The sequence below is a fragment of the Citrobacter sp. Cb004 genome (assembly GCF_030337065.1).
GTDB classification, from domain to species: Bacteria; Pseudomonadota; Gammaproteobacteria; order Enterobacterales; family Enterobacteriaceae; genus Citrobacter; species Citrobacter braakii.
The window spans coordinates 300,756-325,184 of sequence record NZ_JAOWCH010000065.1; the positions used below are offsets into that span (position 1 = coordinate 300,756).

Here is a 24,429-nt window from a genome sequence, read left to right on the forward strand (position 1 = left end):
ACAGATCATGAATAATCTGCCGCTGCTAAATGATTTACGCGTCTTTATGCTGGTTGCCCGTCGGGCAGGATTTGCCGCCGTTGCCGAGGAACTGGGTGTATCACCGGCTTTTATCAGTAAGCGAGTAGCCCTGCTGGAGCAGACACTGAACGTGGTGCTGCTGCACCGGACAACGCGGCGTGTAACCATCACGGAAGAGGGGGAGCGGATCTACGAATGGGCGCAGCGGATCCTGCAGGATGTTGATCAGATGATGGACGAGTTGTCTGATGCCAGGCAGATCCCGCAGGGGATGCTACGCATTATTAGTAGCTTTGGTTTTGGCCGTCGGGTGGTGGCTCCGGCGCTGTCTGCGCTGGCAAAAGCGTACCCGCAGTTAGAACTGAGGTTCGATGTTGAAGACCGCCTGGTGGATATGGTGAATGAGGGCGTCGATCTTGATATTCGTATCGGGGATGATATCGCGCCGAACCTGATTGCCCGCAAGCTGGCGACTAACTACCGTATTCTGTGCGCTTCGCCGGAATTTGTGGCGCAGCACGGGACGCCGAAGCAACTCAACGATCTCTCCACTTTTCCTTGTCTGGTTATCAAAGAGCGCGACCATCCGTTTGGTATCTGGCAAATGCGTAATAAAGAGGGCGCTCACTCAATTAAAGTTACGGGGCCTCTGTCGTCTAATCATGGCGAAGTGGTACATCAGTGGTGTCTTGATGGGCAGGGAATTGCCCTGCGTTCGTGGTGGGACGTTTGCGATAACATTGCCGGTGGACATCTGGTACACGTATTACCCGAGTATTATCAACCAGCAAATATATGGGCGGTTTATGTTTCTCGGCTGGCGACGTCGGCAAAAATCCGTATTACGGTTGAGTATTTGCGCCGCTATTTTGCCGAAAACTATCCAAAGTTTACTTTGGAATAAATCCGCAACAGCCTGGCAAGAAACTGAAAATAAAAAAGGCAGAATAATCTGCCTTTTTTGCAACTATAACTCACTGAGCAAAGCCGTTATTTAGACTCTTCAGCTTCAGGTAATGTCACGTTAAGTTCGAGGATAGAAATATCGCCGTCTTTTTGTTCAAGCTGTACGGTGACCATTTCGGGATCAATTTGTACATACTTGCAGATAACCTCGAGAATATCTTTCCTCAGTTGCGGTAAATAATGTGGCTCGGCGTCACTACGACGACGTTCCGCAACAATAATCTGCAGTCGCTCTTTAGCGATGTTCGCTGTGCTCTTTTTCCGCGAGAGAAAAAAATCCAGTAATGCCATAACTTATCCTCCGAACAGGCGTTTGAGGAAACCTTTCTTCTCTTCTTCAATGAAGCGGAAAGGACGTTCTTCTCCCAACAGACGGTCTACGGTATCAGCATAGGCTTTACCGGCATCAGCATTGATGTCGAGAATAACCGGCTCACCCTGGTTAGACGCGCGCAGGACTGACTGATCTTCAGGAATCACGCCAACCAGCTTGATTCGCAGAATTTCCAGTACGTCTTCCATGCTCAGCATGTCACCTTTATTTACGCGGCCAGGGTTGTAGCGCGTCAGCAACAAATGCTCTTTAATCGGATCTTCACCGTTTTCCGCACGACGAGATTTCGACGCCAGAATACCCAGAATACGGTCAGAGTCACGTACAGAGGAGACTTCCGGGTTAGTGGTGATAATCGCTTCATCGGCAAAATACAGGGCCATCAGCGCGCCGGTTTCAATACCCGCTGGGGAGTCGCAGACGATGAAATCGAATTCCATCGTTTTCAGGTCGTCCAGAACTTTCGCGACGCCTTCACGCGTCAGCGCGTCTTTATCGCGAGTCTGTGAGGCCGGAAGAATAAAGAGATTTTCGGTACGCTTATCTTTGATTAACGCCTGATTTAACGACGCATCGCCCTGAATAACGTTGACGAAGTCGTAAACGACGCGGCGTTCACAACCCATAATCAGATCGAGGTTACGCAGGCCGATATCAAAATCAATAACGACAGTTTTCTTTCCCTTCTGGGCCAAACCTGTAGCGATGGCCGCGCTGGAGGTGGTTTTGCCAACGCCCCCTTTACCCGAAGTAACAACAATAATGCGTGCCATAGAAATTCCTTGTTAAAAAGGGATCAATTCAACGGTTGAACTGTCAAAGCGTTCTCTGCTAATTGCAGACGGGCCGCTTTGCCATAAAATTCTGCTGGGATTTTATCACTCAGCCAATAAACACCTGCGATAGACACCAGTTCTGCCGTCAGATGGGTACAAAAAATTTGCGCTTCACGATCGCCGCTTGCACCTGCCAGCGCACGGCCTCTCATCATTCCATAAACATGAATATTGCCATCAGCGATAAGCTCTGCGCCCGCACTGACGTGGCTTGTAACAATCAGATCACATTGTGGAGCATAAATGCGCTGACCGGAACGAACCGGCACATTTATTAATCGTGTTTTTGTGATGGGAGTAACGTTTTGCGGCAAAGCGACGGGAGCCGGGACCTCAACAGGCGCAGGACGAATAGCTTTTTCTTTACCTTCAGTCAGTAAAGGAAGACCCATTTCGTCGATTTCTGCCTTTAGTCTGGCGTCTTTGCATCCGCTAACGCCAATAATGCGCAATCCGGTAGACGCGACCACTTTCTGCAGCGCTGACCAGTTTACCGGGCTTTCAAGACCACTCACGTTAACCACCACGGGAGCATGTTTTAAAAAAGCCGGTGCCTGCGCGATTTTGTCTTCCAACGCCTGACGAATAACCTCGGGTTCTGCTTCATGTAAATGAACCACTGATAAGGTGAAGCTACTGCCTTTAAGCTCGATTGGCGTGTTTGACATCCTGGCCTTACTCAATTTGCTATTTATCATCCCCAGCGCGGGGTGATATTCCGAAGACTATAAGGCATGTTATAGTCAGTATTATATTGAGGCAAGCCACCATTCCGTGAATTCAGAGTAAAAGATATGTTTTGTGTGATCTACCGAAGCAGCAAACGTGACCAGACCTATTTATATGTCGAAAAAAAAGACGATTTCTCGCGCGTTCCTGAAGAACTGATGAGAGGATTTGGTCAGCCGACGCTGGCAATGATGTTACCGCTTGATGGGCGTAAAAAATTAGTTAATGCCGATCTTGAAAAAGTAAAACAGGCCCTGACCGAGCAGGGCTATTATTTACAAATACCCCCGCCGCCAGAAGATTTACTTAAACAGCATCTGGCAGCGGCAAAACAAAATACACCAGACGCTAAACGTTAAACTGCATCCGGCAGCAGCACGTTCCATCGATGCAGTACCTGAAATCTATGACTACGTTAGGGGAAAGTAATGTATCAACATCACAACTGGCATGGTGCTCTGCTGGATTATCCGGTGAGTAAGGTGGTTTGCGTAGGGAGTAACTATGCTAACCATATTAAAGAGATGGGCGGAACCACCCCGGAAGAACCGGTTCTGTTTATTAAACCGGAAACCGCGCTGTGCGATTTGCGCCAGCCGCTGGTGATCCCATCTGATATGGGGTCTGTCCACCATGAAGTTGAGCTGGCTGTGCTGATTGGCGCGACCCTGCGGCAAGCGACAGAAGATCATGTGCGCAAAGCCATCGCCGGTTATGGTGTCGCGCTGGATCTGACCCTGCGCGATATTCAGGGCAAAATGAAGAAAGCGGGGCAGCCATGGGAAAAAGCGAAGGGTTTTGATAATTCTTGCCCGCTGTCTGGATTTATTCCGGTGGCGGAATTTAATGGCGATCCGCAGGATACGATGCTTGGATTAACGGTCAACGGTGAAACTCGCCAGCACGGCTCCACGGCGGACATGATCCATCACATCGTTCCCTTGATTGCTTATATGAGCCGTTTCTTTACCCTCAAAGCGGGCGATGTGGTGCTAACGGGAACGCCAGCAGGCGTGGGACCTTTAAGCAGCGGCGACGAACTGGCCATCAGTTTTCACGGTCAAACGCTAACAACCCGCGTGCTGTAATCTCTGCTTGCCGCCTTTTCGGGCGGCAAAACTTGCATCAGCGTGCCAGACTGGTTATAAGGTGCAGCTTTATTGCAATAGCGGAAACCCTGATGAGCGACATACCTTTCTGGCAAAGTAAAACCCTTGATGAAATGACCGATGCCGAGTGGGAGTCATTATGTGACGGGTGCGGTCAATGCTGCCTGCATAAGCTGATGGATGAAGACACTGACGAAATCTACTTTACCAACGTCGCCTGTCGTCAGCTCAACATTAAAACCTGCCAGTGTCGTAATTACGAACGTCGATTCGAGTACGAGCCTGACTGCATCAAACTGACGCGTGATAATCTGCCGACTTTTGAATGGTTGCCGATGACCTGCGCCTATCGTCTGCTCGCAGAAGGAAAAGGGCTGCCGGAGTGGCACCCGTTGCTGACAGGATCAAAAGCGGCGATGCACGGTGAACGTATCTCAGTTCGTCATATTGCGGTGAAAGAGTCGGAAGTGCGTGACTGGCAGGATCATATCCTGAACAAACCTTCATGGGCGGACTGAGCCGCCCATCGATTAGCAGGCGTTAAGGGTTAAGACTTTTTCGCCTGATATATCTCATCGGAGTGGTTGTCATCTTCCACCCAGAAGTTAATGTTGAATTGCGCATCGTCGCTTAATTCAACGCGATGCCAGTACTGCGGTGGGCTGGTCGCGAACTGACCGGCATTAATCACCACTTTCACTTCAGGTTCTTTTGCGTCTTCATTGGCAAAGCCATAATACGTTACCGTACCTTCCATCACGCAGAGCTGTCCAAACACGCCTGCTGCGGTGTTATGGTGAGAAAGAAGTGCTGCCGGGACGTTGTCTTTGGTAAAGAAGGGAGTAGAGCGTTTTACTTTCCAGTTTGCCGGGATGCGTAAATGGGACATCAGACATCTCCTTGGTGTGGCATCTATAAGATGTATTTAATATACATCTTATAGATGCCAGCAGGCAATGAATTTAAGGCAAAAAAAACGCTCCCGAAGGAGCGTCTCTGTTAGCGACCGAAGAGGTCACGTTTTTTCGGTTTAAACGGCTGTGCTAGGACTACCAGCACGGCGACCACCAGGTAAGCGGCGAAGATCCCCAACAGCCACTGTGGCATTTCCAGGGTTAAAAAAGACCACTGGCGTTCAGCACAGTCACCGGATGCTAAAAACACCTGCGGCAGCCATTTGTCCAGCGGCAGCCAGCTCGGGAAGCGTGCGGCAAAATCACAGGTCATAAACGGTGATGGGTGCAACTGAATCATGGTGTGCTCATACGCTAACTGCAGTCCGCGCCAGGCACTGTAAATCCAGATAATCATCGCCACATAGCGCAGCGGCGTTTTTGGTGCGATAGCCCCCACCAGCCCCGCGCCCATCACGCCAAATAATGCGCTACGTTCGTAAATACACAACACGCAAGGTTTTAGCAGCATGACGTGCTGGAACCACAGCGCGACAAGCTCCAGCGCAAAGGCGGTTAACGCCAACAATAACCATGCACCACGACCTCGGGAGCACTGGTTTAAAAATCGCAACATAATAATTTCCCTGCAACATGCGTAGAGAGCGCAGTTTAAACCAATTCAATTTATGCGCCACTAGCAGGAATTGAAAATTTGAGTAATCGGATAATTATCATGCAAAAAGTCAAACCGGGCAGTGATTTGCCCGGTAAATTGTTATGAAAGTGTAGCTAACCAGCCCGCCTGGGTCATCCACTCAGTCACCGGAACAAGCGTGAACTCGACGCAAAGCAGACCAACCAGCGTCAGGACGAGAGTATAAGGCAGAGCCATCCACACCATGCGGCCATAAGAGAGTCGAATTAATGGCGCCAGCGCAGAGGTCAGCAGGAACAGGAATGCCGCCTGGCCGTTTGGTGTAGCAACGGAAGGCAGGTTAGTCCCGGTATTGATCGCCACCGCTAACAGCTCAAATTGGTTAAGGCTGATGGTCCCATGTTCCAACGCGGCTTTGGCTTCGTTAATGTAGATGGTGCCGACAAACACGTTATCCGAGATAGAAGACAGCAGGCCGTTAAAGAGATAGAACAGCGTCAGTTGAGCATGTTCAGAGGACTGCAAAACAAACTGAATAATCGGTGAAAAGAGCTGTTGATCGATAATCACCGCAACGATAGAGAAGAACACGGTCAGCAGGGCGGTGAAAGGCAGCGACTCGGTAAACGCTTTACCAATCGCGTGTTCGTCAGTAACGCCGGTCAACGACGTGGCCAGGATAATGACGGACAGACCGATTAATCCGACTTCCGCCAGATGCAGGGCCAGGGCAACCACCAGCCAGATACCGATAATCGCCTGGACAATCAGTTTGATTTTTTCCTGACGAGTACGCTGCTGACGGCTTTGATCGTCAAACTGTTGCAGGACATCGCGGACGGTCTCCGGCAGCGTTTCGCCATAGCCAAACCAGCGCAATTTCTCAACCAGCATGCAGGTTAACAGGCCGCAAATCAGCACCGGGACGGTGACCGGCGACATGCGTAGGAAAAAGTCACCAAAATGCCAGCCAGCCGCTTTGGCGATAATCAGGTTTTGCGGTTCGCCGACCATAGTCATTACGCCGCCTAACGCTGTACCGACACCCGCATGCATCATCAGGCTGCGCAGAAAACCACGGAACTGCTCCAGTACGATCTTATTGTGCTGATCGATATGGCTATCATCGAGCATATTGTTGTCTTCCGTGCGGGAAGAGGCGAAGCGATGGTAGATACCATAAAAACCAACCGCTACGCTGATTACCACGGCAACGACGGTCAGCGCATCCAGGAATGCAGAAAGGAAGGCGGCGGCAACGCAAAATGCCAGCGACAGCAGCATCTTGGAGCGAATCGTAAGCAGTAGGCGGGTGAAAATAAACAGCAGCAACTGCTTCATAAAGTAGATGCCAGCCACCATAAACATCAGCAGCAATAGCACCTCAAGGTTAGCGGCAACCTCTTCACGCACATGTGTGGCGCTGGTCATGCCGATGATGACCGCCTCGATGGCTAGCAGCCCGCCTGGTAGCAGCGGGTAACATTTTAACGCCATCGCCAGCGTAAAAATGAACTCGGCCACCAACAGCCAGCCCGCAATAAAGGGATTGATGAAAAATATAACCGGGTTAACGACTAAGAATACGAGTAGTGCAAGTTTGTACCAGTCAGGTGATTGACCTAAAAAATTGCGCCACATAGCGCGGCCCCATGATAGCTCCATGGTGATTTCCCTACCTTTAAAAATGAAATCATGTTTTTATGTTTGACCGCAAAGCTTAGCGGGAGGAGGGAGTACAGGCAAGCTATTCACGCGACGGACAAGGCTGGCTGTGCTTCAGCGTAATCTGGAAAATGAAGCCTTGATCCACTTTTTCTTCATTGCGTCAGCTATCAGCCATGTAGCCCGTCTGGTATGATAACTGTAACTATGTTTTGCTGTGTAATGGAATTATCACTATGGTCATTAAGGCGCAAAGCCCGGCTGGGTTCGCGGAAGAGTACATCATTGAAAGTATCTGGAATAACCGCTTCCCACCTGGCACTATTTTGCCTGCTGAACGTGAACTCTCTGAACTGATTGGAGTGACACGTACCACGTTACGCGAGGTATTACAGCGTCTGGCGCGGGACGGCTGGTTGACCATTCAACACGGCAAGCCGACGAAGGTGAATAACTTCTGGGAAACCTCCGGGCTAAATATCCTTGAAACGCTGGCGCGTCTCGATCACGAGAGCGTGCCGCAGCTTATTGATAATCTGCTGTCCGTGCGTACCAACATCTCGACGATCTTTGTTCGTACCGCATTTCGCCAGCATCCTGATAAAGCGCAGGAGGTTCTGGCAACGGCAAATCAGGTGGCCGACCATGCTGATGCTTTCGCCGATCTGGACTACAACATTTTCCGCGGCCTGGCATTTGCCTCTGGCAATCCGATTTACGGTTTGATCCTCAATGGAATGAAGGGATTATATACCCGTATTGGCCGCCATTATTTTGCCAATCCGGAAGCCCGCGCGCTGGCGCTGAGCTTTTACCGTAAGCTGTCAGAACTTTGTGATCAGGGTGCTCATGAGCAGGTATATGAAACGGTGCGTCGCTATGGTCACGACAGCGGCGAAATTTGGCATCGTATGCAGAAAAACCTGCCGGGCGATTTAGCTATTCAGGGGCGCTAATCGCAGCTTATCCGGCCTACGAAATGGATTGTAGGCCGGATAAGACGTTTTCGCGTCGCCATGCGGCAATAAGATTTACAGACCGTTCATCCTCGGCGGGCAACGCTCCAGCAGTTCCACACTGCCGTCTTCATTCTGCTGCTCCAGCATCACGTCAAAACCCCAGAGCCGGTGCACATGCTTGAGCACCTCTTTGCGTCCTTTATCCAGCGGAGCGCGGTTATGCGGAATATAGCGCAAGGTGAGCGAGCGGTCGCCGCGCAGATCGACATTCCAGATTTGAATATTCGGCTCAAGGTTGCTCAGGTTATATTGCGACGACAGCCTGTTGCGGATCTCACGATATCCTTCCTCGTTGTGAATCGCGGAAATCTCCAGATAATTATGACGATCGTCATCCAGCACGGTGAACAGGCGGAAATCACGCATAACCTTCGGTGACAGGAACTGGCTGATGAAGCTCTCATCTTTGAAATCGCGCATCGCGAAATGCAGGGTTTCCAGCCAGTCAGAACCCGCTATATCCGGGAACCAGTATTTGTCCTCTTCGGTAGGCGACTGACAAATTCGTTTAATATCCTGGAACATGGCAAAACCCAGGGCATAGGGGTTTATGCCGCTATACCACGGGCTGTTGTACGGCGGCTGGAACACTACATTGGTATGGCTATGTAAAAACTCCAGCATAAACCGTTCGGTGACTTTACCTTCGTCATAAAGGTGATTAAGGATGGTGTAATGCCAGAAAGTGGCCCACCCTTCGTTCATCACCTGGGTCTGTTTCTGCGGATAAAAATACTGGCTGACCTTGCGCACAATGCGCAGCACTTCGCGTTGCCAGGATTCCAGCAGCGGGGCGTTCTTCTCCATGAAATACAGCAGATTCTCCTGCGGTTCAGAAGGATAACGTCGGGCTTCCGCAACGGTTTTCTCTTCCTCTTTCTTCGGCAGCGTACGCCACAACATATTTACCTGGCTTTGCAGATACTCTTCACGGCTTTTCTGTCGGGCTTTCTCTTCCTGTAGGGAGATTTTTTGCGGGCGTTTGTAACGATCCACGCCGTAGTTCATCAGCGCGTGACAGGAGTCGAGGAGCTTTTCGACTTCATCCACGCCGTAACGCTCTTCACACTGGGTAATATAGTTTCGCGCGAAGATCAGGTAATCAACGATGGAGCTGGCATCCGTCCAGCTACGGAATAAATAGTTGTTTTTAAAGAAGGAGTTATGTCCGTAGCAGGCATGCGCCATCACCAACGCCTGCATGGTGATGGTGTTCTCCTCCATCAAATACGCGATACACGGATTGGAGTTGATAACAATCTCATAGGCCAGCCCCTGCTGACCATGCTTATACAAACGCTCGGTTTCAATAAATTTTTTACCAAACGACCAGTGCGGATAGTTGATTGGCATCCCGACGCTGGAGTAAGCGTCCATCATTTGTTCGGAGGTGATCACCTCGATTTGGTGCGGGTAGGTATCCAGTCTGTAGAGTTTCGCCACGCGGTCTATTTCCGCCAGATAGACATCCAGCAGATCAAACGTCCAGTCGGGTCCATCGCTTAACCGTGTGCTGTCCTTGTTCATGGAATCAATCGTAGCCATTCGCGCACCCTCATTGTTGGCGGCACTCTCTGTCTGGAGTACCTCATTTCAAGCATAGATCATGGTGTTAAAAAACGTGCTGCGGCTGAAATTTTTTCTTTGCGATTTCTTGTTAGCGAGGCGTCGAAAAACGGTATGACCGCAAAATTTTATGCTGGATAAAAATAACGCACAGCAGGAGATACCAAAGCAGGGAGTTCCCCGCCATCACCGCCATATGTGAGATAAGTCACCATAAAAAAGCCATATGTTGAATAATATTTTCAACTGAGTTATCAAGATGTAATTAGATGATTGTTCTTTTACTGTTAACGGAGTGGCTATGCGAGTTGTCATACTGGGAAGTGGTGTCGTTGGCGTGACCAGCGCCTGGTACTTAAGTCAGGCTGGACACGAAGTCACCGTCATTGATCGTGAGCCCGGTCCGGCACTGGAAACCAGTGCGGCGAACGCGGGGCAAATCTCTCCAGGTTATGCAGCACCCTGGGCGGCGCCAGGCGTCCCGCTTAAAGCAATTAAATGGATGTTTCAGCGCCATGCGCCGCTGGCCGTTCGCCTCGACGGGACGCAGTTCCAGTTGAAATGGATGTGGCAGATGCTACGCAACTGCGACACCAGCCATTACATGGAAAACAAGGGCCGGATGGTGCGACTGGCGGAATACAGCCGTGATTGCCTGAAAGCGCTACGCGCCTCTACCGGTATCGAGTACGAAGGACGCCAGGGCGGAACGTTGCAACTGTTCCGTACCGCTCAACAGTATGAGAACGCGACCCGCGACATCGCCGTCCTCGAAGACGCCGGCGTGCCGTATCAGCTCCTGGAAGCAAGCCGTCTGGCGGAAGTTGAACCGGCGCTGGCGGAAGTGGCACACAAGCTGACCGGCGGTCTGCGTTTACCGAATGACGAAACGGGTGACTGCCAGCTGTTTACCCAGCGTCTGGCGCTGATGGCGGAGCAGGCGGGTGTGAAATTTCGCTTTAATACTCCGGTCGATAAGCTGCTGAGCGATGGTGAGCAGATTTATGGCGTTCAGTGTGGCGAGGAGATAATCAAAGCCGATGCCTATGTGATGGCATTCGGCTCGTACTCTACGGCGATGCTGAAGGGGATCGTTGATATTCCGGTCTATCCGCTCAAAGGCTATTCATTGACCATTCCGGTGGCGCAAGATGACGGTGCGCCGGTTTCAACGATCCTTGATGAAACCTACAAAATCGCCATTACCCGCTTTGATAACCGTATTCGCGTTGGCGGCATGGCGGAGATTGTCGGCTTCAATACGGAATTGCTGCAACCCCGCCGTGAAACGCTGGAGATGGTCGTTCGCGATCTCTTCCCACGCGGTGGGCATGTGGAGCAGGCAACCTTCTGGACCGGGCTGCGTCCGATGACGCCGGACGGTACGCCAGTGATCGGGCGAACGCGCTTTAAGAATCTACTGCTTAATACCGGCCACGGCACGCTGGGCTGGACCATGGCCTGCGGTTCGGGTCAGTTGCTGAGCGACATTCTGTCTGGCCGCACACCAGCCATTCCTTACGACGATCTGAGCGTGGCGCGTTACAGCCCGGGGTTTACCCCATCTCGTCCACGGCATTTACATGGCGCACATAACTGATAAGGACGTGAGATGACTCGCCCGATACTGGCCAGCATTGACCTGCAGGCGTTGAAACACAACCTGACCATTACCCGCCAGGCCGCGCCGGACGCCCGCGTCTGGTCGGTGGTGAAAGCCAATGCATACGGACACGGCATTGAACGTGTCTGGAATGCGCTGGGCACAACCGACGGTTTTGCCATGCTCAATCTTGAAGAAGCGATAACCCTGCGTGAGCGTGGGTGGAAAGGCCCGATACTCATGCTGGAGGGATTTTTCCACGCTGAAGACCTGATGGTGTATGACAAATATCGTCTGACCACCTGTGTACACAGTAACTGGCAATTAAAAGCGCTGCAGAATACGCGCCTCAACGCGCCGCTGGATGTTTACCTGAAGGTGAACAGCGGCATGAACCGGCTGGGTTTCTTACCGGAAAGAGTATCAACGGTCTGGCAACAGCTGCGGGCAATGCCCAACGTCGGTGAAATGACGCTGATGTCCCACTTTGCAGATGCGGAGCACCCGGAAGGTATTCAGGACGCCATGGCGCGGATTGCACAGGCGACAGAAGGGCTGGAGTGCAGACGGTCGCTGTCCAATTCGGCCGCCACGCTGTGGCACCCTGAAGCACATTATGACTGGGTGCGGCCGGGCATTATTTTGTATGGCGCGTCACCTTCGGGACAGTGGCGGGACATCGCCAATACCGGCCTGAAACCGGTCATGACTCTGATCAGCGAGATAATCGGCATACAGACGCTGAAAGCTGGAGACCGGGTGGGCTACGGGGGACGCTATACGGCCAGCGGCGAGCAGCGCATTGGCATTGTGGCGACCGGGTATGCAGACGGTTACCCGCGCCATGCGCCAAGCGGAACGCCGGTGCTGGTGGACGGCGTACGCACTACAACGGTGGGGACGGTCTCAATGGATATGCTGGCGGTAGATCTGACACCGTGTCCGCAGGCGGGGATCGGGACGCCGGTAGAGCTGTGGGGCAAAGAGATTAAAATTGACGATGTGGCCAGCGCCTCGGGTACGGTGGGCTACGAGTTGATGTGTTCTCTGGCGCTGCGCGTGCCGGTTGTGACGGTGTAACGTATCTAAAGCCGGATGTCGACGCTGATGCGTTTCATCCGGCTACACCGTTTATGCGACGCAGAGCGCAAACCGGGCAAAGCGCTGCCGCCGCCCGGCAAAAAGCATCAACGCGCCTCATCCTCATCTTCAGCAACGCGAACACCGACCTTCAGCACCGCATTATCTTCTTTCTCAGCAACCGTCCAGATCATGCCAGCAAATTCGACCTGGTCACCGACGACCGGCGCGGCGCCAAGCAGATGCTGGACAATTTCACCCAGCGTTTGCTGTTTATCACGATACTCTGTGCCATCTTCCAGGCCATAAATCAGTGCCACATCGGCGTATTTTGCGCTGGCCTCGAGAATAAAATCACCGAAGAAGCGCTGGTCTAAAGACACCGGCGGCGACTGGCTAAACAGCTTGCCGAGAGCAGGGAGATCGCGCTCGCGGCCAATGACGCACAAAACGTCGCCTTCGCGCAGCCGCGTACTGCCGGATGGGTGAAACAGCACGTTGTCACGAAACAGGGCGGCAATTCGCGTCTCTTCCGGCATATGCAAGTCGCGCAGTGCGGCTCCTACACACCACTTATCCGCGCTGAGCTGATAAACAAACTGCTCCCAGGGGTTTTCCGGATGAATATCCAGACCAATGCGCGAAACGGGCCAGCCGACGGGAGGAACCACCACTTTGGCTTTTTTGGCGGCCCAGGAAAGCGACGTTCCCTGAAACAGCAGCGAGATCAGAACCACGAAGAACGCGACGTTAAAGAACAGGCGCGCATTCTCCAGACCCGCCATCATTGGGAACACGGCGAGGATGATGGGGACTGCACCGCGCAGGCCCACCCAACTGATGAAAATGCGCTCGCGCAGATTGAAGCCACGAAACGGCAACAGTCCGGCGAAGACCGAAAGCGGACGGGCAATGAATATCATCCATGCAGACAAAATCAGCGCAGGGATCGCGATAGGCAGCAGGTCGGACGGCGTAACCAGCAGTCCCAGCACCAGGAACATGGCGATTTGCGCCAGCCATGCCAGACCGTCGAAGTTTTGCAGAATGCCAAATCGGTTGCGGATGGGGCGATTACCCAGCAGGAAACCACACAGATAGACCGCCAGAATACCGCTGCCTTCCAGTGCAGTGGTCAGGGCAAAAATCAGGATCCCACCGCTTAAGGCCAGTAGCGGATAAAGCCCGGCAGGCAGTGAAATGCGGTTAATCATTTGCTGAAGCAGGTAGCCCCCACCGAGCCCCAGTATGATCCCTAAGCCGAACTGCTGGATAATATGCACCGCAAACATCCAGCTTAAACCGGTCTCGTGATTTTGAATCATGGCGATAAGCGTGATGGTTAAAAACACCGCCATCGGGTCATTACTCCCGGATTCAATTTCCAGCGTAGAGCCAACACGTTCGTTAAGCCCCTTGCCGCCGAGCAGGGAAAAAACCGCCGCGGCATCGGTTGAACCGACAATCGCGCCAATCAGGAGTCCTTCGATAAGATCCAGATGAAACAGCCACGCGGCCATCATGCCGGTGAGTCCGGAGGTAATCAGCACCCCGACGGTCGCCAGCGACAGCGCCGGGCCTAACGCGACACGAAATGAGCTGGCCTGGGTGCGCATCCCGCCGTCGAGCAGGATAACCGCCAGCGCCAGGTTACTCACCATATAGGCGAAAGGGTAGTTATCGAAAGGAATACCGCCCACGCCGTCGACTCCCGCTAACATACCGATAGCGAGAAATATCACCAGAATAGGGATACCAAGACGTGATGAGAATGAACTGAGTAAGATACTGCAGGTGACGAGTACGGAACCCAAAATAAAAAGGCTAATTATTGCTGCGGCATCCAACGTTCGGTTACTCCTGAATTACGCTGTTTCGTATTTATAAACCCTAACATAATAACGACAGAAACAGCGTTTTACTTAGCCCTGTTAACCGCTTTTTTTACGATTTAAGTACCGGATGCCCACTTAAGGTGAGCTGAGCGCCGTTTTTATCATTTTTCAGTACCGCTCTTGCCCCCAACGGCAAGGTGACGGTGCGTTGTTCATGACCAAAATCGAGGCCGTCGATCAACGGAACCGATAACCTGGCGCGTAGAAAATCACAAACTGAGCCAAGACTGTAACCCGCGTCGTAATCATTAGGTGCGCTGCCGCTAAAACTGCCGAGGATAATGGCGTTTTGTCGGGCCAGTATTCCTGCGTGATACAGTTGCAGCAGCATGCGTTCAATGCGAAAAGGATGCTCGTTAATGTCTTCCAGCACCAAAATGCCGTTTTCGATAGCGGGCATCCACGGCGTGCCCATCAGAGAAATGAGCATCGCCAGATTTCCGCCCCATAGCGTACCTTCGGTCGCACATGCCGGACCGTTACCTTGCCACTCGAGGGTAAATTGGGCATTGCGAACAGCCTGCCAGAAATGGTGCTCGGTAAATGCGTTCATCTCCTCGGCGCCAAAGTTAGCCGCCAGCATCGGGCCGCTGAAGCTAATCACATTCCCCTGCGCCAGCAGACCACACTGGATCGCGGTAAAATCGCTGTGTCCGCACAGCAGCAGCGGGTTGTGTTGCTGACGGTTCGCCAGCGCCTGCCAGTCAATATCTGCCAGTAAACGGCTCGCGCCATAGCCGCCGCGTACTGCCATCACAATGGTATCGGGCGTGTTCAGATTTACGAGCGCGTTCACATCAGCAAGCCGTTCTGCTTCTGTACCCGCAAAACGCTGGCAGCGGCGCGCAATGACCGCTGAATTGTCGACCTGATGACCGGCCTCAGTAAGACGCGCCAGCCCGCGTAAGGCAGCCTGCTGGTTGATACAGTAGCCCGACGGGGCAATTAAGTGAAACCGGGACATGGCATTTCCTTGCTACAACTAAAACCAAATGTATATCATGCCGCGTAGGTATGTCGTTGTCACCTCAGCGACAGGTTCCGGCTATAAGGATAGATGACGTGAAATTGAGATGGTTTGCTTTTTTGGTTGTATTACTTGCGGGCTGTAGTTCAAAACAGGATTACAAAAATCCGCCGTGGAATGCTGAAGTTCCGGTTAAACGCGCAATGCAATGGATGCCGATCAGCGAAAAAGCCGGTGCGGCCTGGGGTGTCAGTCCACAATTGATTACCGCTATCATCGCTATTGAATCAGGTGGAAACCCGAATGCGGTCAGTAAGTCTAATGCGATTGGCCTGATGCAGTTAAAAGCCTCGACGTCAGGGCGTGATGTTTATCGTCGCATGGGGTGGAGTGGCGAGCCGTCGACCAGCGAGCTGAAAAATCCTGAGCGCAATATCTCGATGGGGGCCGCATACCTGAGCATTCTTGAGACCGGGCCGCTGGCCGGGATCGAAGATCCGCAGGTGATGCAATATGCGCTGGTGGTATCGTACGCCAACGGTGCGGGCGCGCTGCTGCGAACGTTCTCCTCCGACAGGAAAAAAGCCATTAATAAGATAAACGATCTCAGCCCGGATGAATTTATTGAACATGTTGCGGATAATCATCCGGCGCCGCAGGCTCCGCGCTATATCTGGAAGCTTCAACAAGCGCTGGATGTGATGTAATTCAGGTGATGCTAATCGCGCACCTTATTCGACTTTTCCCGGGCCTCGCGCTCGAGGGAAAAAATAATCCGCTGTAGGTTACGCTCCACCGCCGGGCCGACGTTAAGAAAACGAAAGCTCAGGCGGGGAGTGGTAATTGTTTCGTTTTTCCCGTCGATAACTTTGCGTTCGCTAATGGAAATTAGCTGGGCGTCCACCTGATACACTCCCCATTGCTCCATGTTCAGTTCAACCTGTGAAAAGCGCATGCCTTCTACCAGTCCCTCTGGTTTTGCCGTTTCTAACAGCCCGCCCATACCGCCAAGAGACAAATCGAATAAGCGAAAACACAGCGTGCTGTTATCCGGCATTTTTACCGTGCAGCGATAGGGGGGATGCAGCGGAGCACCGATACGGAAATATTCCCGACGCTGGACGAACCACAGAGATGGCGGCAATGATGAGATAAATGCGGGTAGCCGCTGGTATTCGCCTTTTTTCAGCTGTGGCAGGGTGAACTCCACTTTGGCTCCCTGTGTTTCGGCGATAATCGTTATCTGACTGGCCCGCTGCACGGCCTGGTTTTCATATTCCTGACTACCAAAATCCATGATCAGTTCGTCCGGGCTGACCGCCAGTATTTTGCTGATGAACTGGCCACCAGACCAGGAGATACGCAGCGGAACCTGCTGCGAATTTAAGTCCCGGAGTACGCCTAACACCGCTAACGGATTTTGCTTCAGGAACTGCTCATTGTAGTTACTCACACCTAATGACTCCTGGATGCCTGGTTTATCGTTGGATTATCGGCATCAATCAACGGAACTTAATACAAATGGATGAAATTTTTTACCAAACCCAATGAATTAAGTCTGAGGGAAAAAGCACGTAGCGATGGCTTGCCTATACTTAACGTGCTGGCGCAAGAATGTCTTGCGCGTGCGTTCACTGGAAAGAGGGCCTGGAAATGGGAATTATTACCTGGATTATTTTTGGTCTGATTGCGGGGGTTATCGCCAAACTGATTATGCCGGGGCGCGATGGCGGTGGATTTATCCTGACCTGCATTCTCGGTATTATCGGTGCTGTGGTCGGTGGATGGCTGGCTACGATGTTCGGTATCGGCGGCGATATCAGCGGGTTTAATCTCAACAGCTTCCTGGTGGCCGTGGTCGGCGCGATTGTTGTGCTGGGTGTCTTTCGGCTTGTGCGACGAGATTAATCGAACGGCCCCTGACGGGGTAATGCTTGTCAGTTAATGATGAGTGGCCGTAGCGACAACGGAGAGTGGCACATTCGGAGGTAACGAATCTGTTGCCTCCGGCATATTGCTACGTTCACCTTATGTTTGTCACTTCTCTGAGGCAATACGACCTGTGAACGTGTTAAGGGTACTATCACCGTACCCTTGCGAATCAATTTCTCACGGATGAAAACCCGGAATACCCCATAAGGGCTAGATGGCGTAGAGACAACAGGAATGGCGAAATATAAGCCAGAAAAAATCCGCGACGCAGCGCGGATTCGGGGAGTAAAACGCTTCAGGTAACGGCATTAAGATGTCGGCTGAGCCAGTTTTTTAGGCTCGACTGGCGTGGTACTTGCCGGGGCCGGGCGCGATGCGGGCACGCTGTCACAGGGCTTTTCTTTGGCGCAGATCAGGTCGAGCATTTTTAGCGTTACGCCGTTGGTCCAGCCAAAACCATCCTGCAACGGATATTCGCCGCCGCCTCCGCCAGTGCCTGTGCTGCTCACGTCATACTTTTCAACCAGCTTTTTCTCACGATCGTAGGTGTGCTGCACGTTGGTGAGGAATCGCCAGGTCACGTCCATGGCGACGTTATCCTGACCGTAATTCTGTAATCCCGATGCGGCGACCCACTGGAGCGGGGCCCAGCCGTTGGGAGCATCCCACTGCTGGCCGCTTTTCACCGACGTGGTGGCCAGGCCGCCGGGTTGCAGCAAATGCGCCTGGGTTGCCGCGGCCACTTTGCTGGCGCGATCTTTTGCTGCTGCATTGACATACAACGGGAACAAGGCGGCGGCCGTGAGTTGGTTACGTACTTTGTGGCTCTTCAGATCGTAATCGGCATACCAGCCTTCTTTGTCGTTCCACAGGTGCTTTTCGATCCCTTTTTGTCGGGCATTAGCGAAGCCTTCATATTGTGCAGCTTTGGCATTATTCCCGGCGGCCTTGCTGGCGAGGGCGATCATCTTTTCCATTTTGTACATCAACGCATTGAGATCGACCGGAACGATGCTGGTGGTGCGCAGGGTGCCTAGTTGATTGGGGTTATCCATCCAGCGGGAACTAAAGTCCCAACCCGACGCGGCGGCAGAACGCAGGTCGCGGTAGATTTCTGTGGCCGGTCGGTTCGGATTGCTTTTCGCTGTGGCGATATCCTCCACCCAGGACTCTGGCCGCGGCGTATCGCGGTCATCCCAGTAGCGATTCAAAATGGTGCCGTCATCCAGTTTAACCACGCGCTTATTCTGCTGACCGGGCTGGAGCGTTTCGACGCCTTCCATCCAGTAGGTGTATTCTTTGAGCATCTGCGGGAGGTATTTTTTCAGCGCGTCATCCCCGTCATGCTGCGCCAGCAGTTCCACCATAAAGGCAAAGAATGGCGGTTGAGAACGGCTCAGATAGTAGGTGCGGTTGCCGTTAGGAATGTGTCCCCAGGAATCAATCTCGTAAGCGAAGTTTGCCACCATGTCGGAGACCTTATCCCAGTGATTGCTCTCGGCAAGCCCCAGCATGGTGAAATAGCTGTCCCAATAATATATTTCGCGAAAACGCCCGCCAGGCACGACATACGGCTCCGGGAGCGGCAGCAGAGAGTCCCATTTTTCAGCGTCGGTTGTCGAACGGGTGAGTACCGGCCACAGTCCGTCAATATGCTCGCGCAGCGATTGCCCGGCTGGGGGGACGTATTTCTCGCCAGCTTTCGGCAAGGTGAAATTCACTTCCACAAAATGACGTAAGTCGAATCCGGACTGGTTTTTCTGCATCCGGTAATCGGCAAGGATCATTAATGGATCGCTGTTAGGAACGGCGTCAGCAAAGGTTTTCTGATCAGGAAACAGTTTGGCCGTTTGTACATCATTAAACAGAGGGCCAAGCAAAATATCAGGCGGCTGAGGCGTAGCGGTTGGTGCGTCCTCGGCGTTGACGGCAAAAGAGGAAAGGGCAAAAAAGGTGCTTGCGAGCGTCAGTTTTATTGCAACAGAGAGCAGGCCTGGATGGCGAGTTGCAGGCGTTATCATCGGTTAATCTCCTTAGGGTGTGCCGAAGCAGCGGCATTTACCATGAGAAAACCTTAGTTCAGGATCGACCGTTGCGCGTGATCGACGCCCCATTTTGCGAATAAACAGACATTTCCCGACGCGAATCGAAAAGATGCACACCCTTTGTCGGGAAAGGGCGTGCAACCGACATCAGCCCGCGCGGGTTATCCGCTGGGCGACGCTGTCAAGGGTCAGGGTATCACCCATCGTGATACTCTTGATGGCCTCGCCTTGCTGACACAACCAACATAACCCCATTGCACGGGCGATAATCGCCGGGTGAGACGCTTCGCTCCCGTCTCGCAGGCAGATGCCTTTGATGGTCTTCGGATCGAGTTGCAGCACCGTAGATGGATAGATGACCTCCGCGACCAAAATAGTGGGACGGATGAAGGCGGGAATTTGTGCAGTCTCTCCCGTCAAATACTGCAGTGAACGAGACAACAAATCTTCAATATCGATGTATCGCGCCTGCAGGTAAGGATCGTCGAGCTGTAAATACTGCTGGCTGAGATCGCTCAGCACCTGATGCCAGGCCCAGGCCGCGCTGCACTGCGTTTCACGCATTAGATCACAGGCCATATCGAACAGATCCGGATCGTCCAACAGCGTGTGGTGGCCGGAGAAAATAGCGGCGATATCTGCGGAATATCTCTCTTCTGCAAGCGCGGTTAGCCCGCTTAAGTCGCTCAGCGTGCTTTGGATAGCGACCCGTAACCGTTGCTGCTCAATCTGGAGTGAGGCTATAGGCTGTTGGCTTACCTGCGGTGAGAACGGTGTGTAACAGAATGCCGTCCCCGTGACCTGTGAGGGAACCTTCGTCACCACGGTATCAGCATGCGCGGGCTCGAGCGATTCACCAAAATTCTCAGCTGCCAACTGTTTGAATGCGGCCAGCGCATCCTCTGCCTGTTCGCCCTTGGCAATCAGGCGCAGCGTGTCGTTACAGCGTACCTGCAGCAGGGCAATCTGATTCAGGCTATCAGGGACGACGCACTTGCCATTTTTCTCCAGCCACATATCGGCGTTAAAGTCAGACAGCGTGGAAACCAGCCGTGAAGCCGGACGCACATGAATGCCGTTTGGGTTTTTCACCACAATGGCCACTGAATGAGCATCTGCATCAGGCGCGAATTCGGCAGATGTCGGCTTTGCTGCAGATGGCGAAGGTAAACCCAGTTGCTCACATTTGGCATCGAGGGCGTTCATGGCATCACAGATGACCCGCTCAATGTCAGCACCTGCGGCAGCGCTAACCGTTGCGGCGAGCGTGCCTTCGACCAGCGGCGCGGCGCACAGACGTACTTTGGCGGCAATGGCCGGATCGAGCAGTTCCAGCGCGGTTTCCGCACTCAGTAGCGCACTACCGATATCCATCATCACCAGCACGTGATCCGTATCGGCCACGGACTCAATGGCTTCCATCACCTTGATAGGATCGGTGCCAATCGGATTCTCAGGATCGTCAATGCCTGCGGCAATAGCGATTTTGCAACCATCACCCATTAACATCTGCCGGGCTAGCGCGCCGACGCCTTCGCCCAACTGGGCGCTGTGAGAAACAATAACCAGGTTTACCATCGCTTTATCCTTACTCTCTGGACGCCTGAGCCAGCATTTGCATCATAAACATTACGGACGTTGCGCCGGGATCCTGATGCCCAATGCTGCGCTCACCGAGATAGCTGGCGCGGCCTTTGCGGGCCTGCATGGTGATGGTGCTTTGCGCTGCTGCTTCCGCTTGTTGGCTTGCCGCTTCCAGCGCCGCCTGCACGCTCAGCTTTTGCTCGCAGGATTGGCGTAAAGATTCCACTACCGGCAGCCAGACATCGCACATGGTTTTGTCGCCAGGTTCAGCTTTACCGCGGCTAATCACACCTTCCGCGCCATCACGAATCATTTGATACAACTCCTCAAGCGTCAGGCTTTGATGAGCCTGGGTCACCTGGGCGGCGCGGATAAAAAAGGTACCAAACAGTGGACCGCTGGCCCCCCCGACGCTTGAGAGCAGCACCATGCCGGTGTTTTTCAAAATAAAACCAATGTCTTTATCGGCGATGGACGGCAGCTTTTCGACGACTTTGCTAAAGCCGCGGTGCATGTTCAGACCGTGGTCGGCATCACCAATTTCCCGATCAAGACCGGTGAGAAAATCACTTTCGGTGGTGAAGATCTCACCGCAACGATAGAGCCAGTTAACAATTTGTGTTCTGTTGAGGGACATCATGTATCTCCTTATTTACCCCAGTTGAGAGCAGGGGTGTGAACCGGTGCATCCCATAAGCTCAGCGTGTCGTCATCCACCTGTAACAGGGTGATTGAGAAGCCGGTCATATCCAGAGAGGTACAGTAAGAACCGATCAAGTTGCGCTCAATGACGATGCCGGCGTCCTGGCAACGGCTTTCGAGGCGGTTATACACGCCGAAGAGTTCTGACAGCGGCGTCGCACCGAGATTATTGACCAGCGCAATGACACGATCGCCGCTTTGCAACGCGCGTTTGCTTTCTTTGCCTTCCTGCCACGCGCCCTGAACGTTGTCCCAGTGGCGGAGCGTACGGCTGTAGTTGCCGTTTTCCAGCAGGGTATCGAACATTTCATCAACGGTCTGATCGAGGGAAGTGAAGGTGCGGCGGTCAATGCCCGGTTCCCCGTGGATACCCACGCCAAACTCCATTTCGTTATCCTGCAACGTGAACGACGGTTGTCCGGCGGCCGGAACGGTACAGGCGCCAATGGCTATCCCAATGGAGTGGCCCTGGTTATTCAGTTTACGACCCAGCGCCGCACAGACTTCCAGTGAGTCACCGCGTTCGGCGGCAGCGCCGACCAGTTTTTCGATCAATACGGTATTCGCCACACCACGACGACCGGCGGTATACAGACTGTCTTTCACCGCCACGTCGTCATCCACTACCATGGTGGTAACTTTGACGCCGCTTTCATGCAACAGCTCGGTGGCGGTTTCGAAATTAAGAATATCGCCGGTGTAATTTTTGATGATCAGCAGTACGCCTTCGCCGCCATCAATTTGCATGGCGCATTCGAACATTTTATCCGGCGTGGGTGAGGTAAAAATTTCACCCGGGCAGGCACCAGAGAGCATGCCCTGACCAATATAGCCGCAGTGCATAGGCTCGTGTCCGCTGCCACCGCCGGAAAGCAGCGCCACTTTGCCCATTACCGGCGCATCTGCGCGGGTGACATATACCGGATCCTGATGCAGTGCCAGGGAAGGATACGCTTTCGCCAGTCCGGCGAGTTGTTCAGTCAGTACGTCTTCAACACGGTTAATCAATTTTTTCATTATTTATGCTCCGCAGACAGTCCTGGATGGCTGCCAGATTCGGGCAGGCATCTGATGTAGGGTATCGGGTTATACAACGCCACGGCGACTGCTCGCTGCCGATAAGGTAATTTTGCACACGGGTTGGCAAAAGAAAATTGCTGTAATGGGCGTTTCAATACGAAACGTAGCAACATAATAATGTTCCGTATTGGAACGTCATGGTGCATAAAACAGCGAAAATGAGAGGTTGGGCCGTATTTGGCCGGGAAGCTGATTCACGGGTGTTTAGGGAAAACAAACCACCTGCAGAGCAGGTGGTTTGTCGGCATGGTCGATTTCGGCGTTAGCCCGGATAAATTCCGCGATCTTTACGTGCCAGTAGAATGCGTTCGCAGGCAACAATGTAGGCTGCCGTACGCAGTGAGCAGGATTTCTCTGCCGCTTTTTCCCACACGTGTACCATCGCATCGGTCATGATTTTGTCCATGCGATTGTTAATCTCTTCTTCGCTCCAGAAGAAGCTAGCCATGTCCTGAACCCATTCGAAGTAGCTGACGGTTACGCCGCCGGCGTTACAAACAACGTCTGGGACAACCACGATACCGCGGCTTGCCAGAACGTCGTCGGCGTCCGGATAGGTTGGGCCGTTAGCGCCTTCGAGTACCAGTTTACAGGTCAGCGTTTCCGCGCGGTGACGGGTGATCTGGCCTTCGAGCGCGGCCGGGATCAGAATATCCATCTCCAGGCTCCAGAAGGCTTCGCTGGCAATGGTTTCAGCGCCCGGGAAACCGGCAATCTGTTTGTGCTCCAGCTGCCAGGCAGACAACGCGGCCATGTCGATACCCGTTGAGTTAAACAGCGTTGCGGTGTGATCCTGAATCGCGACCACGCGTGCTCCTGCTGCCGCGAACAGGCGGGCGGCTTCGCTGCCGACGTTACCAAAACCTTGCACCGCTACGCGAGCGCCTTCAACGTCGATGTTGGCACGTCGCGCCACTTCCAGACCGCTGACGAAAACACCACGACCGGTGGCTTTATCACGGCCTAACGAGCCGCCGAGGTGAATAGGTTTACCGGTGACCACGCTGGTCACGGTGGTGCCGTGGTTCATGGAGTAGGTATCCATCATCCAGGCCATTACCTTTCCGTTAGTCCCCACATCCGGCGCAGGAATGTCTTTCTGCGGCCCGATGATAATGCCGATTTCGCTGGTATAACGGCGGGTTAAACGCTCCAGTTCACCTTCGGAAAGCGAGAACGGATCGACGCGCACGCCACCTTTCGCACCGCCGTACGGCAGGTTCAACGCTGCGCATTTGATGGTCATCCATGCGGACAGGGCCATCACTTCATTAAGATCAACATCAGGATGATAACGCACACCGCCTTTGCCCGGCCCGCGGGAGAGGTTATGTTGCACGCGATACCCTTCAAAATGACGGATAGTACCGTCATCCATCTGCACCGGGATATCGACAATCAGCGCGCGTTTTGGGTGGCGCAGGGTATCCACCCAATGGGAAAGTTCGCCCAGGTAAGGGGCCACACGCTCGATTTGTTGCAGGTAGGTATTCCAGGCAGATGTGCTGCTATCTGAAGCGTAAGATAACTTATCCATGATAAACCTTAGTTATAAAAGTAATATGTTCTTAATTTGGCCGTGGTATACAGTGAATCACACCATATGAACCTAAATTTAACATTTATTTCATAGAATGGCCTGTCCGGCTAACACGGTTTATCAGCATGAAGGGTATGGGCTTTAGCTGGGAAATGAATAGTTATTCTCTGATTATGCTGATATTTCGGTTATCTTGCTGATTGGG

23 protein-coding genes and 2 pseudogenes are annotated in these 24,429 nt (G+C 52.9%); 10 read left to right on the forward strand and 15 right to left on the reverse strand.

Going from position 1 to position 24,429, the window contains the following annotated elements; all coding sequences use genetic code 11:
* The first annotated feature begins 7 nt into the window (after positions 1-7).
* A complete protein-coding gene (locus tag OGV65_RS17090; protein ID WP_016153377.1) occupies positions 8-925 on the forward strand; it encodes a LysR family transcriptional regulator in 918 nt (305 codons plus the stop codon).
* 86 nt (positions 926-1,011) lie between these two features.
* Here OGV65_RS17090 and minE read toward each other — a convergent pair whose 3' ends face one another.
* Genes minE through minC form a run of 3 tightly spaced genes read right to left on the reverse strand, consistent with a single transcriptional unit; the run spans position 1,012 to position 2,825 of the window.
* The gene (gene minE, locus OGV65_RS17095) at positions 1,012-1,278 is read right to left on the reverse strand and encodes a cell division topological specificity factor MinE (protein ID WP_001185666.1); all 267 of its coding nucleotides are present in this window, start codon (positions 1,276-1,278) and stop codon (positions 1,012-1,014) included.
* 3 nt (positions 1,279-1,281) lie between these two features.
* Positions 1,282-2,094 (reverse strand): septum site-determining protein MinD, encoded by an 813-nt coding sequence (minD, locus tag OGV65_RS17100; RefSeq protein ID WP_003020956.1) that lies wholly within the window; start codon positions 2,092-2,094, stop codon positions 1,282-1,284.
* Between the two features lie 23 nt (positions 2,095-2,117).
* Positions 2,118-2,825 carry a septum site-determining protein MinC gene (gene minC / locus OGV65_RS17105; RefSeq protein ID WP_049282151.1) on the reverse strand — a complete coding sequence of 236 codons (708 nt, stop codon included), beginning with the start codon at positions 2,823-2,825 and terminating at the stop codon, positions 2,118-2,120.
* A 126-nt stretch (positions 2,826-2,951) separates the two neighbouring features.
* Between minC and OGV65_RS17110 the strand changes: the two genes are divergently transcribed.
* From OGV65_RS17110 to ycgN, 3 genes are all read left to right on the forward strand, one after another.
* Positions 2,952-3,245, forward strand: a complete 294-nt coding sequence (locus OGV65_RS17110) for a YcgL domain-containing protein (protein ID WP_016153375.1) — start codon at positions 2,952-2,954, stop codon at positions 3,243-3,245.
* 69 nt (positions 3,246-3,314) lie between these two features.
* Positions 3,315-3,974 carry a fumarylacetoacetate hydrolase family protein gene (locus tag OGV65_RS17115; RefSeq protein ID WP_016156786.1) on the forward strand — a complete coding sequence of 220 codons (660 nt, stop codon included), beginning with the start codon at positions 3,315-3,317 and terminating at the stop codon, positions 3,972-3,974.
* 92 nt (positions 3,975-4,066) lie between these two features.
* Positions 4,067-4,513: a cysteine cluster protein YcgN gene (gene ycgN, locus OGV65_RS17120; protein ID WP_016153373.1), complete on the forward strand. Its 447-nt coding sequence runs from the start codon at positions 4,067-4,069 to the stop codon at positions 4,511-4,513.
* Positions 4,514-4,542: 29 nt separating this feature from the next.
* Here ycgN and OGV65_RS17125 read toward each other — a convergent pair whose 3' ends face one another.
* The 3 genes from OGV65_RS17125 to nhaB form a co-directional block, all read right to left on the reverse strand.
* Positions 4,543-4,884, reverse strand: coding sequence for a TehB family protein (locus tag OGV65_RS17125; protein WP_286455253.1), 342 nt, complete (start codon positions 4,882-4,884; stop codon positions 4,543-4,545).
* 110 nt (positions 4,885-4,994) lie between these two features.
* Positions 4,995-5,525 (reverse strand): disulfide bond formation protein DsbB, encoded by a 531-nt coding sequence (gene dsbB, locus OGV65_RS17130; RefSeq protein WP_049282152.1) that lies wholly within the window; start codon positions 5,523-5,525, stop codon positions 4,995-4,997.
* A gap of 141 nt (positions 5,526-5,666) precedes the next feature.
* A complete protein-coding gene (gene nhaB, locus OGV65_RS17135; RefSeq protein ID WP_181221714.1) occupies positions 5,667-7,211 on the reverse strand; it encodes a Na(+)/H(+) antiporter NhaB in 1,545 nt (514 codons plus the stop codon).
* Positions 7,212-7,447: 236 nt separating this feature from the next.
* Between nhaB and fadR the strand changes: the two genes are divergently transcribed.
* Complete coding sequence (gene fadR / locus OGV65_RS17140; RefSeq protein WP_016153370.1) at positions 7,448-8,167, forward strand: fatty acid metabolism transcriptional regulator FadR; 720 nt, start codon at positions 7,448-7,450, stop codon at positions 8,165-8,167.
* Positions 8,168-8,242: 75 nt separating this feature from the next.
* On the opposite strand, the gene OGV65_RS17145 is transcribed toward fadR, so the two are convergent.
* A complete protein-coding gene (locus OGV65_RS17145; RefSeq protein ID WP_003833557.1) occupies positions 8,243-9,775 on the reverse strand; it encodes a SpoVR family protein in 1,533 nt (510 codons plus the stop codon).
* Positions 9,776-10,097: 322 nt separating this feature from the next.
* On the opposite strand from OGV65_RS17145, the gene OGV65_RS17150 reads away from it, so the two are divergent.
* The 3 genes and pseudogenes from OGV65_RS17150 to OGV65_RS25535 form a co-directional block, all read left to right on the forward strand.
* Positions 10,098-11,396 carry a D-amino acid dehydrogenase gene (locus OGV65_RS17150; RefSeq protein ID WP_141875275.1) on the forward strand — a complete coding sequence of 433 codons (1,299 nt, stop codon included), beginning with the start codon at positions 10,098-10,100 and terminating at the stop codon, positions 11,394-11,396.
* Between the two features lie 12 nt (positions 11,397-11,408).
* Positions 11,409-12,479, forward strand: coding sequence for a catabolic alanine racemase DadX (dadX, locus tag OGV65_RS17155; protein WP_286455254.1), 1,071 nt, complete (start codon positions 11,409-11,411; stop codon positions 12,477-12,479).
* Between the two features lie 53 nt (positions 12,480-12,532).
* Positions 12,533-12,655 (forward strand): annotated as a pseudogene (locus OGV65_RS25535) (hypothetical protein); the annotation flags it as partial.
* On the opposite strand, the pseudogene OGV65_RS17160 reads toward OGV65_RS25535, so the two are convergent.
* A pseudogene (locus OGV65_RS17160) lies at positions 12,596-14,326 on the reverse strand (potassium/proton antiporter); the annotation flags it as partial. The pseudogenes OGV65_RS25535 and OGV65_RS17160 overlap by 60 nt on opposite strands.
* A 97-nt stretch (positions 14,327-14,423) precedes the next feature.
* The gene (gene ldcA, locus OGV65_RS17165; protein WP_235117153.1) at positions 14,424-15,338 is read right to left on the reverse strand and encodes a muramoyltetrapeptide carboxypeptidase; all 915 of its coding nucleotides are present in this window, start codon (positions 15,336-15,338) and stop codon (positions 14,424-14,426) included.
* Between the two features lie 98 nt (positions 15,339-15,436).
* Between ldcA and emtA the strand changes: the two genes are divergently transcribed.
* Positions 15,437-16,048 (forward strand): membrane-bound lytic murein transglycosylase EmtA, encoded by a 612-nt coding sequence (emtA, locus tag OGV65_RS17170; RefSeq protein WP_016153365.1) that lies wholly within the window; start codon positions 15,437-15,439, stop codon positions 16,046-16,048.
* Positions 16,049-16,059: 11 nt separating this feature from the next.
* On the opposite strand, the gene ycgR is transcribed toward emtA, so the two are convergent.
* Positions 16,060-16,794 (reverse strand): flagellar brake protein YcgR, encoded by a 735-nt coding sequence (gene ycgR, locus OGV65_RS17175; protein WP_095715404.1) that lies wholly within the window; start codon positions 16,792-16,794, stop codon positions 16,060-16,062.
* Between the two features lie 200 nt (positions 16,795-16,994).
* On the opposite strand from ycgR, the gene OGV65_RS17180 reads away from it, so the two are divergent.
* Positions 16,995-17,249, forward strand: a complete 255-nt coding sequence (locus OGV65_RS17180; protein ID WP_181221881.1) for a GlsB/YeaQ/YmgE family stress response membrane protein — start codon at positions 16,995-16,997, stop codon at positions 17,247-17,249.
* Positions 17,250-17,581: 332 nt separating this feature from the next.
* Here OGV65_RS17180 and OGV65_RS17185 read toward each other — a convergent pair whose 3' ends face one another.
* The 5 genes from OGV65_RS17185 to OGV65_RS17205 form a co-directional block, all read right to left on the reverse strand.
* A complete protein-coding gene (locus OGV65_RS17185) occupies positions 17,582-19,294 on the reverse strand; it encodes an alpha,alpha-trehalase (protein WP_286455256.1) in 1,713 nt (570 codons plus the stop codon).
* Between the two features lie 171 nt (positions 19,295-19,465).
* The gene (gene dhaM, locus OGV65_RS17190) at positions 19,466-20,896 is read right to left on the reverse strand and encodes a dihydroxyacetone kinase phosphoryl donor subunit DhaM (protein ID WP_286455258.1); all 1,431 of its coding nucleotides are present in this window, start codon (positions 20,894-20,896) and stop codon (positions 19,466-19,468) included.
* A 10-nt stretch (positions 20,897-20,906) separates the two neighbouring features.
* A complete protein-coding gene (gene dhaL / locus OGV65_RS17195; RefSeq protein WP_016153354.1) occupies positions 20,907-21,539 on the reverse strand; it encodes a dihydroxyacetone kinase subunit DhaL in 633 nt (210 codons plus the stop codon).
* Between the two features lie 11 nt (positions 21,540-21,550).
* Positions 21,551-22,621, reverse strand: coding sequence for a dihydroxyacetone kinase subunit DhaK (gene dhaK, locus OGV65_RS17200; RefSeq protein WP_016153353.1), 1,071 nt, complete (start codon positions 22,619-22,621; stop codon positions 21,551-21,553).
* A gap of 325 nt (positions 22,622-22,946) precedes the next feature.
* Positions 22,947-24,221, reverse strand: coding sequence for a Glu/Leu/Phe/Val family dehydrogenase (locus tag OGV65_RS17205; RefSeq protein ID WP_016153352.1), 1,275 nt, complete (start codon positions 24,219-24,221; stop codon positions 22,947-22,949).
* Positions 24,222-24,429: the final 208 nt, after the last annotated feature.

Bases quoted from the DNA above. Each gene is read 5' to 3' on its own strand.
- minC (WP_049282151.1), bottom strand. From the start codon at position 2,825: ATGTCAAACACGCCAATCGAGCTTAAAGGCAGTAGCTTCACCTTATCA.
- minE (WP_001185666.1), bottom strand. From the start codon at position 1,278: ATGGCATTACTGGATTTTTTTCTCTCGCGGAAAAAGAGCACAGCGAAC.
- OGV65_RS17115 (WP_016156786.1), top strand. From the start codon at position 3,315: ATGTATCAACATCACAACTGGCATGGTGCTCTGCTGGATTATCCGGTG.
- OGV65_RS17110 (WP_016153375.1), top strand. From the start codon at position 2,952: ATGTTTTGTGTGATCTACCGAAGCAGCAAACGTGACCAGACCTATTTA.
- OGV65_RS17145 (WP_003833557.1), bottom strand. From the start codon at position 9,775: ATGGCTACGATTGATTCCATGAACAAGGACAGCACACGGTTAAGCGAT.
- ldcA (WP_235117153.1), bottom strand. From the start codon at position 15,338: ATGTCCCGGTTTCACTTAATTGCCCCGTCGGGCTACTGTATCAACCAG.
- fadR (WP_016153370.1), top strand. From the start codon at position 7,448: ATGGTCATTAAGGCGCAAAGCCCGGCTGGGTTCGCGGAAGAGTACATC.
- minD (WP_003020956.1), bottom strand. From the start codon at position 2,094: ATGGCACGCATTATTGTTGTTACTTCGGGTAAAGGGGGCGTTGGCAAA.
- OGV65_RS17180 (WP_181221881.1), top strand. From the start codon at position 16,995: ATGGGAATTATTACCTGGATTATTTTTGGTCTGATTGCGGGGGTTATC.
- dsbB (WP_049282152.1), bottom strand. From the start codon at position 5,525: ATGTTGCGATTTTTAAACCAGTGCTCCCGAGGTCGTGGTGCATGGTTA.
- OGV65_RS17125 (WP_286455253.1), bottom strand. From the start codon at position 4,884: ATGTCCCATTTACGCATCCCGGCAAACTGGAAAGTAAAACGCTCTACT.
- dhaL (WP_016153354.1), bottom strand. From the start codon at position 21,539: ATGTCCCTCAACAGAACACAAATTGTTAACTGGCTCTATCGTTGCGGT.
- dhaK (WP_016153353.1), bottom strand. From the start codon at position 22,621: ATGAAAAAATTGATTAACCGTGTTGAAGACGTACTGACTGAACAACTC.
- OGV65_RS17090 (WP_016153377.1), top strand. From the start codon at position 8: ATGAATAATCTGCCGCTGCTAAATGATTTACGCGTCTTTATGCTGGTT.
- OGV65_RS17185 (WP_286455256.1), bottom strand. From the start codon at position 19,294: ATGATAACGCCTGCAACTCGCCATCCAGGCCTGCTCTCTGTTGCAATA.
- dadX (WP_286455254.1), top strand. From the start codon at position 11,409: ATGACTCGCCCGATACTGGCCAGCATTGACCTGCAGGCGTTGAAACAC.
- nhaB (WP_181221714.1), bottom strand. From the start codon at position 7,211: ATGGAGCTATCATGGGGCCGCGCTATGTGGCGCAATTTTTTAGGTCAA.
- OGV65_RS17205 (WP_016153352.1), bottom strand. From the start codon at position 24,221: ATGGATAAGTTATCTTACGCTTCAGATAGCAGCACATCTGCCTGGAAT.
- dhaM (WP_286455258.1), bottom strand. From the start codon at position 20,896: ATGGTAAACCTGGTTATTGTTTCTCACAGCGCCCAGTTGGGCGAAGGC.
- OGV65_RS17150 (WP_141875275.1), top strand. From the start codon at position 10,098: ATGCGAGTTGTCATACTGGGAAGTGGTGTCGTTGGCGTGACCAGCGCC.
- ycgN (WP_016153373.1), top strand. From the start codon at position 4,067: ATGAGCGACATACCTTTCTGGCAAAGTAAAACCCTTGATGAAATGACC.